Raw genomic sequence first — 19,188 nt, 5'->3', positions numbered from 1 at the left:
TATTAGCAAATATCTCCTTTTGTCGTTACTGGTTATTTGTTTAATATTCACATCATGGGGTTTCAGTATGGAATATTCATGTGCGGCGGATGTTAACGAAAGCAGCGATGAAATAGGGATTGATTTAGATGTAGAAGATAAGCAAGTAAATTCTCAAGATAATGAAATTTTGGAGGTTGATTTAGAGGAGTCAGAAGAATTTTTGGAAGCTACAAGGACCCCGACCGGAAATCAATATAGGAATATACAGGATGAGGTTGATGCAGCCCGTGAGGGAGATACTATCTTATTAAAAGGAACTTACTACTCAAACGGCAATGATACGATTTCAATAAGCAAGAGGCTAATAATAACCGGAGACGGTACTGCAGTGTTGGACGGAAAGCAACTTTCAACGGCATTCAACATTGAAGAGGGGGCTGCAGGAACAATATTCAGTAACTTGAAATTCATCAACGGGAACGGAAATTTGGGTTCTGCAGTATATGTCGCCGCAAAAAATGTTAAAATCGAAAATTGTGTCTTTGAAGACAACCATGCAAATCGTGCTGGAGCGATTCACACTAAATACGATTTGGATACTGCTTCAGGATTGATTGTTGACAATTGTCAATTCAGAAGAAATACAGGTTATTATGAAGGTTTTGATAAGTTTTCCGCAGGAGCGGCATTATCGATGTATGGTGTGGATTCCGAAGTTAAGAATTCAATTTTTGAGGACAACTGGGTAAAGGGAACCTTGGAAAGCTATGGTGGAGCAATTCAAATAGGAATGGATGAACTCGGTTCAAATGGAAAGGTAACAAATTGTATTTTTATAAATAACAGTGCAACAAGCATTGGTGAATTTTCACATGGTGGTGCGGGATGTATACGCAGCGGAACCTCCTATACAAACTGTCTTTTCATAGGCAATTCCGCAGATGAAGGTGGAGCGTTAACATTCCATGGATCTGGAGAAATTAGAAACTGCACTTTCATAAACAACACTGCCAGAGACTTTGGAGGGGCACTGTCAACAGGTTATAAATATGAATATATGGAACTAACAGTCGCTGACTGTAATTTTGAGGGTAATGACGCACCGATGGGAGGTGCAGTTCAAGCCAATGGTTTGAATATCCTAATCTCCAATTCATATTTTAAAGGCAATAATGTATCTGAAAACGGTGGCGCAATATATGCTAAGGCGGAAAACGTAACAATCAGGGATTCGACTTTCAATTTGAATAAGGCTTTGATAGATGGGGGTGCCATCTATATTCAAGGTAAGGACACGCTAGTCGTAAATTCATCATTCGTTTCAAATGTTGCAATCCCCGATGTCGATAAATTGGATGACGGATTAGGAGGAGCTATCTATATCAATAGTTCACAGGCTTCAGTTAAAGACAGCACATTCAGATTTAATACTGCAAGAAACGGCAGTGCAATCTATTATGATGAATACGGCGATGAACTCACAATGGAAAACAATGAGCTGTTCCAAAATCAGGCGTGGGTTTATGGATTGCCTATTTCAGCAGAAGATATCTATTTTGGTGATACTGAGGAAATCATCGTGACATTGTTCGGTGGAAACAACATCGCGGATTTCGATAATTTGGCGGTATCCAATGCCATTTTCAATGCGGCGGATAATGTTAATATCTTAATCGATAGGGAATCTCCAATAGATGGCGCTACAGACAGTGGGGAATTGTACCAGGATAGCCGAGAGTACAATATCAATGTGCTGTTGACAGTCCTGCATGAGGACGGAACCATTGTATATAATGATTCTGGAAATACAAGCTATTTGGGCGAAATTATATTGAAGCTGGATAATCTAAAACCTGGAAAATACTTCGTTTCAGCAAAGCATTTTGAGGACACTTATTACAAGGCCATTACAAACGTAACCACATTTGTTGTCAGTCCTAAAGTTGATAATGAAGTGAAAAAATCAGTCTCAAAAAGCGTTGCTAATTTTGAGGATGTGGTCACATGGACGATATCAGTTAGGAATAACGGCCCCAACGATTCTAATAATGTTAAATTATATGATGTTCTGCCCGACGGTCTGATTTATTTAAGCGACACTTCTGAAGGCAGATATGATTATTGCACTGGTGTCCTAACTATTGATGAATTAAATGTGAACGAAACATTCACTTTTAACATAACAACAGTAATTAACAGGACTGGAAAGGTAGTCAATAAGGTGAATGTCACTTCCAACGAATTTGATACAGATATGACAAATAATTATGGTGAAGAGGAGTTGTTTGTAAATCCTGCTTGTGATTTGGCAGTTGTCAAAAGTGCTTCAAAGCCTAAACCAGATTATAAAGATCAGATTACCTGGACTATCGAGATATCAAATAATGGGCCTGACGTCGCCCATGATGTGGTGATGTATGACTTGCTTCCAGAATCCCTTATTTATCTAAATTCGGAGGAGGATTATGATGAAAAATCTGGAATTTGGACAGTCGGAACCTTGGAAATCGGCAAGACAGCAACATTGAACATCCAATGCATTGTCAATAGCACTGGAGCGATTGAGAATTTCGTCTCAGTGAATGCATCAGAATTCGATTACGATTTAACAAACAACAATGACACTGAAACAATTCATGTTGGTCCGGCTAGCGATTTGGCGATTGTCAAAACCGTAAATGCAAGCAATGTGAACTTCAACGATGTTGTAAAATGGATTTTGACAATTTCAAATAACGGTCCTGACAATGCAACAAACGTCAGGGTTTACGATTTGCTTCCTGATGGGTTCACATATGTCAGTTCCACTTCAGATTATCAAGATGACATGTTCACCATTGACAATATTGCAGTTGGGAAAACAGTGACTGTTGAAATGATTACATTGGTGCAAACAACAGGGGAATTCATGAATTATGCTAATGTTTCCTCTGAGGAATATGATTATGATTTAACAAATAATGAGGATGAAGAGTCAATTCTTGTCAATTCTTCCGCAGATTTATCTGTAACAAAATCGGTTTCCGATTCAAATCCAAGCTATGGGGAAATGATAACCTGGACAATAGAAGTTGTCAATAATGGTCCGGATGCAGCCCACAACGTGACCATCAGGGATTTGCTCCCGACTTCATTAATCTGGATTGATGATGACAGCCTAACGGATTATGATTATTTAACTGGAGTATTGTTCATTAGCCAATTGGATGTTGGTGAGTCCTATATCCTAAATATTGATTGTATGGTTAACGGAACAGGTCTGATTCAAAACAACGTTTCAGTTAGTGCAAGCGAATATGATTTCAATTTAACCAATAACTTTGCAAACGAAACTATCGATGTTGAAAAATCTGCTGATGTGTCCATAATCAAACTGGCCAATGCATCATCTCCAGATTATCATGATTTGGTTAAATGGACATTGATCATCTCGAATAGGGGGCCGGATAAAGCCACAAACGTTTATGTTGAAGATTCATTGCCCGAAGGTCTGAAATTGGTCAGCTATAATGCAACTAAAGGATTTTATGATGAAGGCATATGGGTCATGTGCTGCTTAAACATGGGAGATGTTGAAACGCTTGAAATAATATGCAGGGTGGATAAAACCGGTGAAATCATCAACCTGGCAACAATCAATGCTGATGAATACGACTCCAATCAAAGCAATAATGAGGATAATGAATCCATCAATGTTCCATTGGCCGTTGATATACAGGTGGTTGTTGAAGTCAACAATACCAATCCATTTTTTGGAGAAAATGTTAACTGGATGATTTCTGTAAAAAATAATGGTCCAGATAATGCGACCGGAGTAATTTTAGAGGATGTTCTCCCTGATGAATTGATATTTTCAGGTTATGAATTAAGCAAAGGCACTTTTGAGGATGAAATTTGGAATATCGGTTCATTGAATGTTGGCGATGTGGCATATTTGAATATGTCAACTATTACAAATGCTTTGGGAGTAATTGTCAATGAGGTCAATGCAAAAGCTAATGAATATGATTGGAACATGTCCAATAATTATGCTGATGACTTGATTGATGTAATGCCAGTTGCAGATTTATCAATCACCAAATTAGTTGACAATCAATCACCAAAATATGGGGAAATCATCAAATGGACATTGGTTGCATTAAATCAGGGTCCGAATGCTGCACATAACGTCGTTGTTCAGGATATTCTTCCGGAAGGCATGATATTCATCAGTTCAGATGGGCAGTATTTTGATGGCATTTGGGATGTTGGAAGCTTGGAAGTCGGCGAAGAAAAATCGCTTGAAATCATTTCTAAAGTTGCATTAACAGGTAATTTCACAAATCTGGCTACAATTTCTGCCGATGAACTAGATTTGGATGAGTCCAATAATCATGCAAATAAATCAATTGATGTTGGCCCGGCCAGTGATTTGTCAATTACAAAAATCGCATCCAAATATCAATACTATCTCGGTGATGAAATTGAATATGTTATAATGGTTTTCAATAATGGTCCTGATACTGCATACAATATTAAAGCGACTGAAATTTTAGATGATTTGTTAAGGTTGAATTCATTTGAAGTTACAAAAGGTGAATTTGATAAATTGACAAATGTCTGGACAATCGATAGATTAGATCATGGTGAATCAGCGGAACTGTCCATAAAAGTCGTTGCAATGGGTTCCGGAGTACTGAGCAATAATGTTACAGTGGCCAGTGACACCTTTGATTATGATTTGTCCAACAACGATGATTCAGCTATCGTTGAGGTAACTGAAAAATCTCCAGATGAGGGCAACCCTCCTCAAAATGACGATTCGGATGATGGTCCTTTCCCTGATGGAGAGGATAATGATAATCTGGCGGATGATACATTAGGTAATGAAAACTCTTCTCAAAATGGAGAATTATCTAAAAAACCCTCTGTAAATCTTGAAATGAATTCAACAGCTAATCCTATTCTGTTATTATTAATTTCATTGATTTTAACAATACTTTTTTCAGGCGCTGAAATTTCAAAGAAATAGTTAATTAAAGTAGCATTCATGCTACTATTTTTCATTTTTTTAAAACGGTTTTTCAAAATTTCTCAAGTATTCGAATTATTAATTTCACGATTAATTATTTTATATTTTACTCGAAAAAGTAGTCGAATAATGCTCCATTTCTTTAAAATAATCAAAACCTTTATATAAAACTTATAACAAATATTTACTTAGATATTGATGTAATAATAATTTTTCATTAAAAATTATAGATGGACTCAATATTTTAAAAACTCAAAAGAGGTGTAAATTATGTCTGAAGAAGAAATGATTGATGAAACTTCTGAATTTATTGAAGAAGAAGATGAAAAATTACCTTTCGCTAAAGCTGAAGTTGTACGTTTAATGAAAGAAAATCTTGATGACGACAAAATGATCAGGGAAAGGGTAAAAGTCGAAATGAATAAATTCTTAGGAGAAGTTCTTAAAAATGTATGTAAGCAATTAAATGACTATCCATACACTACCATTGAGTATGAAATGCTTAAAGAGTCAACTTACCCATATACTAACATTGAAAGAATTAACCAAGAAAAAGAAAGAATCTTATTACATTTAGAAGCTATTAAAGCAGACTGTAATGCATTAGCTATGGATGTACAAAAAACCTTAAAATTAAAAGATGTTGTAGAAGAAGACACTTTTGCAAGTTTTACAGCATCCATGGAAGACGATGAGGAAGAAGAATAACTCTTCCTTATTTAATCTTCAATAATACTAAAACCTGTTTTTAAATCACGTAATTCCTCTTCAGGAATTTCTAATACTTGAGCATTTTCACTGACCACATTACTTTGTCCAAATGGATCTAAAATAATTAATGTAGCAGTTTTATTTCCTTTTTTAAGCTCTTGAAGTTCACTAAGCGCTATTTTTGCATTTTTTTGAGATTCATCATCTTCAAACAAATTCAATGCTTTTTTAACAGCATCTTCAAAACGAGTGAGCACTCCTTCAATATTGGTAACATAACCTTCGGATTTTGGACCGGGTTCTACTTTGATACCAATTTCAGGAATAATAACAGTAGCAGATTGTGATCTAACTACTCTAACAGATAGATTGTTTTTATTTATTTCAATGACATATTTTGCAGGATCATTTTGTTCTAAAGCAATAATGTCTGAGTGTTTAAATCCGCAGTTAGGGCATAGGAGTGTAGTTTCCATAACTTGGCCAAAGTGAGGTATTTCTAATTCTTTCATTATTGATTTTGCAACTCCTTCAATGCCGCATGCCGGGCATTTAATAGTCATTTCACTAATAGTTTCATCATTCATTTAAAACATATCCTTTCTCATTTAATTCTTTAATAATTTTATCTAATTTCTCTTGATTAGGTGCGCAGATTGTGGTTTGGCGATATTCAGATAATTTGTATAATTCTGTTAGGTATTCTTTTTTTTCTTTATCTTCATTAATCTTTTTGATAAATTTTTGGGAGGACTCACTATCGCTAACATTAATATTTCTTATCAACGGTTCTTTAAATCCCTTGACATTGTATGTAATCTTTTCAAGAGTTCCGTTATTCTCATTAATTATTATATTGATTACATCTTCAAGCTCATCAACGCTATTAATTAATTTAATTGTGGCACATGATTTGTAAATAATTGATAATATTTTTTCTAAAGTTTTATCAATTGATTCTGTGTTAATGATAGGAACATTGTTCTCTTCTGCTTGAGTTAATAAGTGATCATGAATAATTCTATTTTCTTTAAAGAAATCTAATTGTTTCCCGCCCCTGTGTATTTGAACTGCTCTTTTTACAAATCTTTCCTTGTGTGATTCCTCATCAGAACTTAATACAAAGAAGTAGATATTGGCATCCTCTTCAAATTGCTCTGTATTAATCAATCCAGGAACTAAATGGACTCCTTCAATAATAATATCGTCATAATCGGTAATAGCCCTTTGGATAACTTTTTCTATTGCGGGAATAACGTATGATGCATGGTCGTCAAAGCCTGCTGAGACTAAATCATCATAACTGGTATATCGGTTTTTGTTTCTAATGTGTTTATATGCATCGTAAGAGGAACTGTGAAGTGCTGGAGCGTATTCATTACCTATAATTCCTCTAACCACAGCTCTTAAAAAATCACTTTCGACTAAATGTTTAATATTTAATTTTTTAGCCAGTTCTGCGGCAATAGTGGATTTTCCAATCCCTGATGCACTTCCAATTAGAATAACATAAGGTTTTCTCATGTTAATTTTCTCCTAAAAAGTTTTTTTTATTATTTCTAATATATGTAATTTTTACTTAAAAACATTATACTTTATAAATGAAAAAAATTATAATTAATAATAATAACATTTTTTTGAAATTTTTTCGAAAAATTAATAAAATAAATTTAATGATTACTTATAAGTTATAAATTATAGGATAGGGGTGAAATTTTTGTATTCAGTAAAATAAGTAAAAGAAATTCAAGACTTAAATCCATTCATTGTAGTGGGTTGCGGAGGTGGAGGAGAGAAATTCTCCAATCTTGACGGTGTCGAAACCGTAGGATTCATCGATGATGATGTTAAAAAACAAGGAAAACAGTTTTGCGGTAATGTTATTTCAGGCAGTTTAGAGGAATGTTTAAAACAATCTCCTGAAGCTAAATCATTAGCTATAATGTTGCCAATTGGTGCTGAAGGCACTGCATTAAAATATTCTGTTCAAGCAATTGATGCGGGATTGAATGTTATTACCTCATTTAGATCATTATCTATTGAAGAAAATATGTCTTTAAAGAGATTTGCTGATTCAAAGAATGTTGTTATTAAAGAGATTAGTCCAAGATTGGACGTAGTTAAAAGAATTGCAGGTATTGCCCCTAAGAAATCCTGTGAAGTTTTACCTAAAATATCCTATACTCCTAAAGCTCCTGTAATTTTCGTTGGAGGAACCTCACAAGAATGTGGTAAAAGAACTACCACCAAAATGCTCGGTATAGCTAGTAGCGAAAGAGGTTTAAATCCGGCAATAATATCAACTGATGAAATGGGTTTGGAAGAACCTACTGATTTTAATTTTAGGGCAGGAAGTTTATCCGCTATGGATGTTCCTTCAGCTGTTTTATCTGCAATTAAACATGTTGAAGAAACTAAAAAACCGGATATTATTTTTATAGAAGGCCAATCCAGTTTAACTGAAAATGGAAATCCTCACCCAAGAGGATTGTCTGCAGCTATTTTAATCGGTGCGGCTCCTGATGCGGTTATTGTTGGACACAGGCCTAATCACCCGTACAGAGAACCTAAAGGAATTGAAGAAGAAATTAAAGCTATTGAAGCTGTTGAACCAACAAAAGTTGTTGGCCTTTCAATCAACCTTAAAAACGCTAGTTTAGATATGTGTCCTGAATACTTTGAAGATACATACAATTTACCTGCGGAGGATGTTTATAATAATGGGGCTTCTAAATTATTAGATGCTATACTAGAATATTTAGAGGGGTAATTTGAATGAGTTTCACAGATGATTTAAAAAGAAGTCTAGGTTTTGATGAAACAGATGAAAAAAGAGAAGGTCCTAGCGTTATTGATTCAATACGTGATGCTGTAAAACCTATTGTAGATAATGTGGGACAACAAATTAATAAACAACAACAATCAAGAAAAAATCAACAACAATATGTGCAAAATCAACAACAGCAATATGGACAAGTTCCAAAACCTGCACAAAAGCCAAATCCTCGTCCTCAACCTAAACAAGTTCCTGTCTATGAGGATTATGATGATTTTGTAATTATTCCAGAACAATCATACTATGAAATTGTTTTAATTAGGCCGAAATCACTTGATGATATTAATTATGTTGTTGATCAGGTGATTGAAGAGCAAAACCCGGTTATTTTAGATTTATCTTTCTTAGAAAAGGAAAGTGCTGCTAATTTCAAATTAGCTGGCGATAAAATTAATCAAATGAGAGAAAGATATGGCGTTCAAGCATTATTGCTTGCCCGCAGTGAGGAGAAAAACTTGATTATTGTTTCTCCTAAAAAAGTAAAAGTAATCAATAAAGGTTAAGTAGATTAATTTCTACTTTTCAACTATTTTTTAAGAATTTGACGTATCTTAACAGCACATAAACTACTAAAATTGTTGCTATTACTGTTTCTATAATTAATAAGCTATTTAAAAAGTTATTTTTCCAGACCATGCTAGCCACTCCTTTTGTTGCAAGAGCGCTGATTACGAATGGGAATGTGAATGCTGAAAAGCTTGGGTAAAAATCAAGGTTTCTAAAACTTATTAATTTGTAGAATGAAAATATGTAAAATGCACATGCAATTACATACATTCCGATAACGAATTCATTTGAGATGTTTTGAGCCGAATTCAAATACCCGAAAATCAGTATGCTAAATAAAGCTGTAAAAATGCAGGTCAATGGTTTGTTCATTTTCGGGATTTCCTTATAGATGAATTCTCGGTATAATACTAATGGTGTTGAAGCCAGCATTCCGATAAATCCTAGTATGAAGAAAATAAAGTCGATTTCCTGAAGTCCATGAAAGTGTCCTGTAATGGATGCCATTGTAATTCCGACAAAGACTATCCAGTAGCTAGGATAAACTGTCGAAATATCAAATTCACGAATAATAAAATTAAAAGTAAAATAAATTACTAGCAAAATATGAAGGACTACTCCAATTATCCATATGGTATATGCAATACTTGGCGTAATTGATACAAGATATGTAGATAAAAGCATCAAACTCATTGAAAAAGTACCGGAACTGCTAACAATGATGGGATTTTTAAAGTCATTCTTAATGTCTTGAGGATATAAAACCACTTTCAGAATCATTAAAATAATAAATATTGCACCTATTGCTCCAAAAGCATATCTGAGGCATGGATGAATATCCTGCAGCAGATTTCCAAGAGATAACAATGCAAGAATTAGTCCCGAAAGAGGTATTGGCAGCTTTTTAATTATATCCATGTTATCTAAATTTTAAAGAATTTTTGAGCATTTTCACTAGCTACTTTTTCGATTTCACTTTTTTTATAGCCTTGTCTGATTAATTCATCAACGGTTTTTGGAACAGAAAGCGGATCAGATGCTTTGTTACTGATATCTGAATTTAATAAGAATTTTTCAAAGCCATACTCATCTAAAATTGATATTGCTTCAAATTTATCCATTTTTTGTGGCTGCACTGTTAAACCTAACATGCACTCGGTATTGATTGCATCGCCAACAACTTGAGGATTAATATGGTCAATAACGGCCTGATTTTCATCAATATGCTGTGGAAGAATATCCAAAATAACATTCAAGACTTCCCTTTTGTTTTTTCTGGGTGTATGAATAATCACTTTGGAATTTGTTTCACTAGCAATGTCCAGTTGTTGTTTAAAAATAGTTATCTCATTGTCGGTTAAATCTTCAAGACCGATTTCGCCAATGGCTACAATTTGGTCGGACTCTATCCATTTATATAAATTTTCAAAGATTGTTTCTGGATTAACATTTGAATTGGTTGGATGAATTCCTAAAGCTACTTTCAAATCAAGCCCATGTTCTTTAGCTCTTTTAGTATCAAATTCCAATATTCTATTTAAATGGTTTAACAGAATCATTTCATGAGGTATCTTATAGGGGTAATAACTGCAAGTCACTGCTGTTTCAATACCTGCCAAATACATTTCTCTGAAGTCTTCGCCACTTCTAGCATCTGCGTGCATATGTGTATCAATCATTTTTACCACTAGTCACTAAATCTGTTTTTCATATTTTATAATAATGTCTAATTTTAATGTGTGATTTTGCACATCTGTGTAGTTTGGGAGCTTTTATATCTTAAGTAATAAAAATATTAATTTAAGTAATACTAAGGTTGTGGTATTTTGAATGAATATTTAAATAGTTACAATACAATTTCTGACGATGTAAAATTCGTATCTAATTCATTAATTAGATTAAAAGTATTAAAAGCACTATATGAGAAACCCAGCAATATGAAAGAGTTATCTATAAATACAAAATTAGGTTATAGCTCTATATCCGGAGTATTGCATGGCTTGGAATTAAAAAAGATGGTATATCGAAAATCAAATAAATATTTTTTAGTTAATTTACTAAAATTACAAGTGAAAAACATTTTAGAGTTTTCTGTAACAGTAAACTTGTTAGAGGAGATTTTTAATATTATTGAAGACCATGCAATTGAGGGGATTCCTAAAAAATCAGTTGAAGAGATGTACTTACTTGGGGAATCAAAATTATTGGAATCGGATTGTGTCGATATTGATAAAACATTTAATTTCATTGATGATACTTTAGCTAAGGCCAATAGTGTACGTTGCATACTGCCAATTTATCATGAGAATATTAGCTCTAGATTAAATGATTTAATTTCACAAGAGAAATTTGTTGAAATTAAGGTTTCAGGGTCTGTTTTTGATGCTTATGAAAAAAACTCAAAAGTCAAAAATTTATCTTTATTTAATGGGGAAAACAATTTCCTGTTAATTGTTACAAATGAGATAATGCTTTTTGGCCTTTTTAGGAAAAATGCTTTTTTCGATCAAAATAGATTATTAATTTCAAATAGCAGGGACTCTCTAAAATGGGCCAACAATCTGTTTTTATATTTTAAAAAAAAGAATAAATGAGTTTTAAACTCATTTATAATAATTTTCCAAGTAGTCTTTTAAATCGGCAATTGGTATTCTTTCTTGTTCTTCGGTGTCTCTGTCTCTTACAGTTACTTGATTGTCTTCTAAACTGTCAAAGTCAACTGTTACAGCAAGGGGCACCCCAATTTCATCTGCTCTTGCATACCTTTTACCAATGGTTCCAGTGGCATCATATTCAACAGTAAAACCAGCCATTCTTAAGGTTTCTGTTAATTCTTGAGCTATTTCACGTGGTCCTTCTTTGTTAACAAGAGGGAATATTCCGAGTTGAACTGGAGCAACTGATTTATCAAATTTAAAGTAGTCTTTTTCTTCAGTTTCGGTAAATGAATGTAATAAAACGGAGTAAGTTATACGATCAATACCGAATGATGGTTCAATGACATGGGGAACTATTTTCTCACCGGTTATGTCTTCTTCAATATCTTCAAAGATAAGCAAATCTTCAGTTATTTCATAAACTTTATCTAATTCTACAGTGAATTTGCCTTCTTTTTCAAGAGCTTCTTTAATATCTTCAATATCAGCATCTTCAATTGCCTGTTTTACTTTAGGGGAATCGCCTTTAAAGATTGGTCCAAATTTGGATAAGTTAGGTTTTACAATAGTTTTTTGAACTTTTTTAGGTTCATCATACTCAACAAATACATTTAATTCTTCATTACTGAATTTTGTATGTGAACTTAAATCATAATCTCCTCTATCAGCAATTCCGATTATTTCAACCCAACCGTATTTGTCTGTTAAAACTTCAACATCCCAACAGTCAAGGGCATAATGGGCCATTTCTCCTGCCAGGTGTTGTCTAAATCTTAAAACATCTTCCGGAATTCCAATTTCTGTAAGGAATTTACGGGCTAAATACAATTGGTAAATTAACATTTCATTAGCTACAATGCCTTTATCTAATGCTTCACGAGCGGTTATTTCTAAAGGCTCTAAATCTTTTTCTTGAACTTCTTGTGAATTTAAGCGTAAAACTACATCTTCGATTTGTGAAAATTTAGGGTGGGTTTTATCTTTTGGATTTAAAAAGATTTCAGCTTCGGCTTGTGTGAATTCTCTGAGCCTGATTACTCCTTGCCTAGGTGAAATTTCGTTACGATAGGCTTTTCCAAGTTGTACGGCTCCAAATGGCAATTTTCCTCTGAAAAATCTTTCTAAACGTTTGAATAAAATGAAAATTCCTTGTGCAGTTTCAGGCCTCATGTAACCTACTTTATCACCTTTAGCACCGATTTCGGTTTTAAACATTAAGTTATAATTCCAAATGTTTGATAATTTGCCTCCGCATTCTGGACAGACAATATTATTGTCGATTACGATTTGGTCAAGTTCTTCATTTTCTAAACTTTCCACATCTTCACCGATTACATCTTCAATAATGTGGTCTGCTCTAAATACTTCTCCACATTGTTCACATTTGCACATTGGGTCGGTAAAATTATCAACGTGCCCTGATGCTTTAAGGACTTCTTTGGGCATTACGGTAGGTCCTTCGATTTCATAAAATCCTTCACCTGAAACGTACTGTTTTCTCCATTTTTGCATGATATTATTTTTGAGGCTTGCTCCAAGCGGTCCATAATCGGTAAAACCTGATACTCCTGAGTAAATCTCAAAAGACGGCCATAAAAATCCTCTTTTTGCACTAATATTATTCATTTTATCATGATTCATAAGTATTAACTCCTAATCTCTTTTTAATTCATAGTCTAGTTTTACTCTACTACTTTCCGGGCGGGTCTGACCCATATATTTACTATTTCTATCTGGGTGTCCATAAGGCAATTCAGAAGGGGTTGTCATAGTTTCAAAAACAATTTGACAAACTCTTTGACCAGGATACAAAGCAACCGGCATTGCGCCGATGTTTGATATCTCTAAAGTGATCTTCCCTTCAAAACCTGGGTCAATGAAACCTGCTGTAACATGCATTGTAACACCTAATCTGCCCATACTGGAACGGCCTTCTACTCTAGCAACTAAATCGTCAGGTAATTTGACATACTCTAAAGTAGTGGCTAGGGCAAATTCATTTGGGTGGATTATAAATGCTTCGCCTTCTTTTACAGTCATTGATTCCATATATGATGCAAGGTCATCTTCATCTTTAGGATCAATATAAGGTTCTCTAATCACTTTAAATACTTTGAACTCGTCCCCTAATCTCATATCAATAGAAGAGGGTTGGATTTGTTTTTCATCTTGAAGGGGTTCAAAACCTATTTTCCCTTCTTTTAAATATTCTTTTATAGTTTTATCACTTAAAATTGCCATATTTTCACACAAATAAGTTTTATAACTCTTTAATTTCAATTAAATCATCGAGTCTGTTGACCACATTATCAATAGTTTCATTACTGTAGTCAATTGTAATAGCATCGAATTTACATGTATTCACGCAAAGGCCACAGCCTTTACAAGTATCGTTATCAATTGTAATTTTATTATCTTTTAAACTGATGGCTTGGAACATACAAACATCGTCTAAACATTTTTCACATAGTCTGCAGTTGTCCTCATGAAGTTTTACACTAACGCCATCAAGTTTTTCTAATTTATTACTTATATCCTTATCTAAATTCGGATAAACTTTCCACAAGCAACAGCATGGGCAACAATGACAAATGGTTAAAAGTCCTTTTCCAGGCCTAACATTCATCCAAACGGTATCAATTTTATTTCTTCCAATAATATGGCTTAAACCAGCGGCATCCGCCATATCAACTTGGTTTAAAGCTTCCTCAACAGTTGCCTTATGACCTATATTTTTTGGGATTTTTCTTGTTGTAGGCCCTAAAAAGATACATCCTATATCATGAGGATAATCTTTGCATTGGTTAGATGTTCTGCAAAGGCATGAATCCATAATAACAATATCATTACTGCGTTTGATAACCTCTTTAATGATTTCGGTCGGCAGGAATTCGGATCCTTCCGATTCGATTTTTTTATTAACGCTTATTGTATTTGGAATAACAATGATTTCATCATCTTCAAAGAGTAATTTGTCGACGATTTTTTTGTAAATCTTTGATTTTTTTGTAATTTCCGCTATCCAGAACCTCCAATTAAAGATATATTTAAGGACGGAGATGCTGATGTCTGCGAAACTAATTTTTTTCATTGTTCACCAATTTTATTTTTTAATCTTCTTAAAATGCCTTTTAAAGTATGTGCTTCACGGCCTGTAATGAATGCCCGTGAAATGATATTATTAAATGTTTTTTTACCATTTCTCTTTTTATGTTCTGGAATGTCAAGACAATCAATTAAATAATCCATATCTTTTTGCAAATATTCTTTTTCTAGAGGACTACTTTCTGAAAGGCCTTCAACTCCAAATTCATGCTTGTTTTTAAATAATTCATAAAATATTATTGCAGCCGCATGGGAAATATTCATTATTGGATAAGTCGGGTCAGTTGGTATTGATACGCAAATATCACAATCTCCAATTTCCTTATTGGATAATCCATCGCCTTCCCTTCCAAACAGAATCGCCGTTTTATTTTCTACATTGATTGATTTGCCCAGTTCTTCAGGTTTAATCGGAATTCTTGATAGATTATAACTGCCGCCAGCCATTCCGGTCGAAGCAACTTTGAAATCAATCCTTTGGGATTGGTAGAAATCAGCTAATGTCGGGTAGATTTTAGCATTTTCTACAATATATTTTCCATGTGTAGCTTGATAATAAGCTTCATTTGTTAATGTTGTTGGATTAATTAACACGAGGTTTTTTAATCCAAAGTTTGCCATTGTTCTTGCAAGGAAACCCACATTTCCAGGAGTTTCACACTCTACAAATACAATATAAATATTTTCTTTAAAGAGGCTTATTTCTTCATCTTCCTTTTCACGAAGAAGTTTTACTTTACCTGTGCCTCTTGCTTGCTTTGTTGATATAGCTTTTTTAGTGGAAGTTGACTTTTTCTCGGATTTGCTTTCTTCTTTATTTTCAGTTGAAGCCATAGCAGTTGTTTCAACTACTTTTTCTTCACTTACAGCTGCATCCCCTATTTCAATCAACTCCAATTTAATTTAATCATAAGCTTTGTCTAATAATTCAAGAATGTGCATTGATTTGACATCTTCACATCCAATTGAATTTAAACCATCTTGTAAGTTCAACTCACAGAATGGACAAATTGTCACTACTGCTTCAGCACCAGTATCCTTAATCATTTCAGCTTTTGATTTGGATAAATCTAGTGCGATTTCAGGTCGGCCTGATTTAATTCCGCCACCTGCACCGCAGCATTGGCAAGGATATTTCATTTCTTCAAGTTCAACGCCAGGAATCATTTCAATGATTTCCCTTGGCTGGTCTTTAATTCCTTGGCCTCTTCCTAAGTGGCATGGGTCATGATAAGTTACTTTCATATCCACTTCTTTTAATTTAGAGGCATCAAGTTTATCTACAAGAAACTCACTAATGTCCATAACATTTAACTTTGAACCGTATTGTGGGTGATTATTCTTTAAAGTGGCTCCACAACCTGAACAGATTGTTATTACTGTATCATAATCTTTAAAGACCTCTTTGTTTTTGTCGACAAGGTCTTGCACTATGTCAGTCTGACCGGTTCTTAAAAGTGGAGACCCGCAGCAAACTTGGCCTTCAGGCACATCAATATCAATACCATTTTCTTTAAGAATTTTGACTAATTTGTGACCTATTTCAGGGAATTTATAATCAATCATACACCCTGTAAAGAAAGCTATTTTTGAACCGGTATCGTTCTCCGCTTCTTCGATAAATGAAGCTTTGTCTGTTGTAACGGACCTTCCATTTTTTAAGATGTTTTCTTTAAACACGACATGTTCTGGAAGAGGTCCGGAGCCATTTGCGACTGCAATTGCTCTCATTTTTTCAATTGCATCTCCAAATGTATTAATATTTTTAGGACAAACGGCTAAACATTTGCCGCAACTGGTACAGTTGTATAATCCATCATCCAGTGCTTCTTTAAGTCTATCAAAGTTATCTCTCGGGTCACTTTCAAATTTTCTAATGTATCTCATTAGATAAGGGCCGCCAAACTCTTCAGTTGCAATATTGACAACAGGGCAAGTTGAATAGCAGGAGTAACATTCTATACAACTTCTTACCTTTTTAGTTTCTTGAGAGTCTTCTTTAGTTATGCTGGTGTCAAGTTCATTGCATTTGTGGTCGCATTGAAGAGACAATTCCAAATCTTTAACTTTAGCTTCAATACTTGATTTGTCAACAACCAAATCTTTGATAACTGGAAATTTAAGAGGTTCAATAATTGCTCCATCTTTAATTTCTTTTTGACAAGCCAGGGCTCCATTTCCTTTAAATAAGATACCGCAAGACCCGCATTGGCCTGCTCTACAGGAGCTTCTAAAGCTAATATCAGCATCATATTTTTCATTAATAGCTTGTAAAGCATCAAGAACTTTCATGTGAGGTGTTTTTTCTATTTCATAACACTCCAAATGTGGTTCTGTATCAGTTTCTCTATTAAATCTAGAAACATAAACTTTAATCATCTTTTCCCTCCGATGTTATAAGCTAATAAAATATTATACTATAATATTTATAGTTTGAAGTATTATAAATAATATAGTAAAAATCATAATTTTGAGGAAAAAATAATGAATTTAAAAGAATTAGTCACAGGAGTGTCTGGTGAAAAACAATTTTTACTAGGTAATGAAGCTGCTGTAAGAGGAGTAATAGAAGCAGGTGTTTCTATTGCAGCTACATATCCAGGAACTCCTTCATCAGAAATTGGTAATGTATTATCAGTATTGGCTAAAGATGCTAATATTTACTTTGAATTTTCCACTAATGAAAAAGTTGCTATGGAAGTTGCAGCTACTGCGGCTGCTTCAGGTTTAAGGTCATTTACATTTATGAAGCATGTGGGTATGAATGTTGCCGCGGATTCATTTATGACTACTGCATACTCCGGGGTAACAGGTGGAATGGTAATTTTATCTGCAGATGATCCATCTCTCTTTTCATCTCAAAATGAACAGGATACACGTAACTATGCAAGATTAGCAAATGTGCCTATTTTGGAACCATCAAATTGTCAGGAAGTAAAAGACATGGTTAAATATGCATTTGATTTATCTGAACAATTTGGTTTACCTGTCATTGTCAGAACCACAACTCGTGTGTCTCATATGAGGGGAGTAGTTGAATTTGGTGATGTTAAAGATAACTCATCAAATAATGATAACCACTGGAAGAGAGGTCACTTTAATAAAGACCCGTCAAAATATGTTCCAGTTCCAGCATTTGCAGGGGATATGCATATTAGATTATGGGATAAAGTACATAAACTTGAAGAAGTAACTAATAAAAGTGAATTCAATAAAGAAATGAATTTATCTGATAATAAAAAATATGCTTTAATTGCTTCAAGCAGCGCTTATAATTATGCTTATGATGTTTGCAAATTCAACAATTTAGACATTAACATTTTAAAACTTGGATTTTCATATCCATTCCCAAGCAAAAAAGTTTGTGAATTCTTAAAGGATGTTGATGAGGTATTCATTGTTGAAGAGGTTGACCCTATTATTGAAAGAGATACTTTGGCGGCTATTGGTGCTGAAAAGTTAAATGTAACTGTACATGGTAAATTAGATGGCACATTCCCATTGTACCATGAATTCAACTCAGATGTTGTTGCAGAGGGTTTGGATAAAACATTCAACTTTAAGAACGACGATGAAATCAGTTATTCATCAAGCTTGAACAAACTGGAAGAGGATTTGCCTTCCCGTGCTCCGGTATTATGTGCAGGATGTCCTCACAGGGCGATGTATTATGGAATTAATCTTGCAATTGGCGAATTGGGCTTGAAACCTGAAGATGTAATTTTTGCATCCGATATAGGATGTTATACATTAGGAATCAATCCGCCATACAATGCCGCTGATTACCTGTTATCAATGGGTTCAAGTGTAGGGGACGGCTGCGGATTTTCAGTTTCAACAGACCAGAAGGTAGCAAGCTTCATTGGAGATTCTACATTTTTCCACAGTGGTGTTTCACCATTAATCAATGCAGTCCACAATAAACATAATTTTGTTTTGACAGTTTTGGACAATAGAATCACCGCAATGACTGGGGGCCAACCTAACCCCGGAATTCCTATTGATGGAATGGGCGACGAAGCTCCTGAAGTGTCAATCCGTAAACTGGCACTTGCCTGCGGATGCGATTATGTGCGCGTAATCAATCCGTTTAACTTGGATCAAGTTGTAAAAACTTATAAGGAAGCTTTCCAAAGAGACGACACCGCAGTAATTATATCAAAAGCTCCATGTACTTTAATCAAAGGTTTGGCTAAAAAACCTCCAGTTGATTTTGTTGAAGGCAACTGTAATTATTGCGATAAATGTGTAAATGAATTGGCTTGTCCTGCAATTTCAAAGGTCAATGGAAAAATCACAATCGACAAGGCACAATGTGACGGATGTAACGTTTGTATACAGGTCTGTAAATATGGTGCTCTAGAGGCAGGTAGGTGATA

General features: G+C 34.3%; 15 protein-coding genes. 6 read left to right on the top strand and 9 right to left on the bottom strand.

Annotated elements, in window-relative coordinates; genetic code table 11:
* The first annotated feature begins 67 nt into the window (after positions 1-67).
* A complete protein-coding gene (locus tag IKS50_RS07005) occupies positions 68-4,993 on the top strand; it encodes a hypothetical protein (protein WP_292847503.1) in 4,926 nt (1,641 codons plus the stop codon).
* A 270-nt stretch (positions 4,994-5,263) separates the two neighbouring features.
* Entirely contained in the window at positions 5,264-5,701 is a 438-nt protein-coding gene (locus tag IKS50_RS07000; protein ID WP_292847500.1) for a hypothetical protein, read from the top strand.
* An 11-nt stretch (positions 5,702-5,712) separates the two neighbouring features.
* Here IKS50_RS07000 and IKS50_RS06995 read toward each other — a convergent pair whose 3' ends face one another.
* Together IKS50_RS06995 and IKS50_RS06990 are read right to left on the bottom strand one after the other, a co-directional pair.
* Positions 5,713-6,291, bottom strand: coding sequence for a ZPR1 zinc finger domain-containing protein (locus tag IKS50_RS06995; RefSeq protein WP_292847497.1), 579 nt, complete (start codon positions 6,289-6,291; stop codon positions 5,713-5,715).
* A complete protein-coding gene (locus IKS50_RS06990) occupies positions 6,284-7,228 on the bottom strand; it encodes a 3H domain-containing protein (RefSeq protein ID WP_292847494.1) in 945 nt (314 codons plus the stop codon). The genes IKS50_RS06995 and IKS50_RS06990 overlap by 8 nt, the downstream gene beginning before the upstream one ends.
* A 241-nt stretch (positions 7,229-7,469) precedes the next feature.
* Here IKS50_RS06990 and IKS50_RS06985 point away from each other — a divergent pair, with 241 nt between their 5' ends.
* Positions 7,470-8,474 carry a DUF1611 domain-containing protein gene (locus IKS50_RS06985; RefSeq protein ID WP_394357529.1) on the top strand — a complete coding sequence of 335 codons (1,005 nt, stop codon included), beginning with the start codon at positions 7,470-7,472 and terminating at the stop codon, positions 8,472-8,474.
* 5 nt (positions 8,475-8,479) lie between these two features.
* Positions 8,480-9,043, top strand: coding sequence for a cell division protein SepF (locus IKS50_RS06980; RefSeq protein ID WP_292847491.1), 564 nt, complete (start codon positions 8,480-8,482; stop codon positions 9,041-9,043).
* A gap of 19 nt (positions 9,044-9,062) precedes the next feature.
* Here the strand turns inward: IKS50_RS06980 and IKS50_RS06975 are convergent, their stop codons facing one another.
* Complete coding sequence (locus IKS50_RS06975; RefSeq protein ID WP_292847488.1) at positions 9,063-9,965, bottom strand: TDT family transporter; 903 nt, start codon at positions 9,963-9,965, stop codon at positions 9,063-9,065.
* A 5-nt stretch (positions 9,966-9,970) separates the two neighbouring features.
* Positions 9,971-10,726, bottom strand: coding sequence for a TatD family hydrolase (locus IKS50_RS06970; protein WP_292847485.1), 756 nt, complete (start codon positions 10,724-10,726; stop codon positions 9,971-9,973).
* Between the two features lie 147 nt (positions 10,727-10,873).
* Here IKS50_RS06970 and IKS50_RS06965 point away from each other — a divergent pair, with 147 nt between their 5' ends.
* On the top strand, positions 10,874-11,641 hold the full coding sequence (locus IKS50_RS06965; protein WP_292847482.1) for a winged helix-turn-helix domain-containing protein: 768 nt from the start codon (positions 10,874-10,876) through the stop codon (positions 11,639-11,641).
* Positions 11,642-11,650: 9 nt separating this feature from the next.
* On the opposite strand, the gene glyS is transcribed toward IKS50_RS06965, so the two are convergent.
* From glyS to tfrB, 5 genes are read right to left on the bottom strand one after another with little or no spacing between them, the layout of a single operon-like run.
* Complete coding sequence (glyS, locus tag IKS50_RS06960; protein WP_292847479.1) at positions 11,651-13,345, bottom strand: glycine--tRNA ligase; 1,695 nt, start codon at positions 13,343-13,345, stop codon at positions 11,651-11,653.
* A gap of 12 nt (positions 13,346-13,357) precedes the next feature.
* Positions 13,358-13,945 carry a dCTP deaminase gene (gene dcd / locus IKS50_RS06955; protein ID WP_292847476.1) on the bottom strand — a complete coding sequence of 196 codons (588 nt, stop codon included), beginning with the start codon at positions 13,943-13,945 and terminating at the stop codon, positions 13,358-13,360.
* A 19-nt stretch (positions 13,946-13,964) separates the two neighbouring features.
* Positions 13,965-14,795: a 4Fe-4S binding protein gene (locus IKS50_RS06950; protein ID WP_292847473.1), complete on the bottom strand. Its 831-nt coding sequence runs from the start codon at positions 14,793-14,795 to the stop codon at positions 13,965-13,967.
* Positions 14,792-15,700 carry a TrmJ/YjtD family RNA methyltransferase gene (locus IKS50_RS06945; RefSeq protein WP_292847584.1) on the bottom strand — a complete coding sequence of 303 codons (909 nt, stop codon included), beginning with the start codon at positions 15,698-15,700 and terminating at the stop codon, positions 14,792-14,794. The genes IKS50_RS06950 and IKS50_RS06945 overlap by 4 nt, the downstream gene beginning before the upstream one ends.
* A gap of 12 nt (positions 15,701-15,712) precedes the next feature.
* Positions 15,713-17,188, bottom strand: coding sequence for a fumarate reductase (CoM/CoB) subunit TfrB (gene tfrB, locus IKS50_RS06940; RefSeq protein WP_292847470.1), 1,476 nt, complete (start codon positions 17,186-17,188; stop codon positions 15,713-15,715).
* Between the two features lie 105 nt (positions 17,189-17,293).
* Here tfrB and iorA point away from each other — a divergent pair, with 105 nt between their 5' ends.
* The gene (iorA, locus tag IKS50_RS06935; protein ID WP_292847467.1) at positions 17,294-19,186 is read left to right on the top strand and encodes an indolepyruvate ferredoxin oxidoreductase subunit alpha; all 1,893 of its coding nucleotides are present in this window, start codon (positions 17,294-17,296) and stop codon (positions 19,184-19,186) included.
* Positions 19,187-19,188: the final 2 nt, after the last annotated feature.

Source organism: Methanobrevibacter sp. (genome assembly GCF_017539065.1).
GTDB lineage: Archaea > Methanobacteriota > Methanobacteria > Methanobacteriales > Methanobacteriaceae > Methanocatella.
The sequence above is the reverse complement of the archived record's forward strand: the minus strand, read 5'-3'. Positions and strand labels throughout refer to the sequence as shown.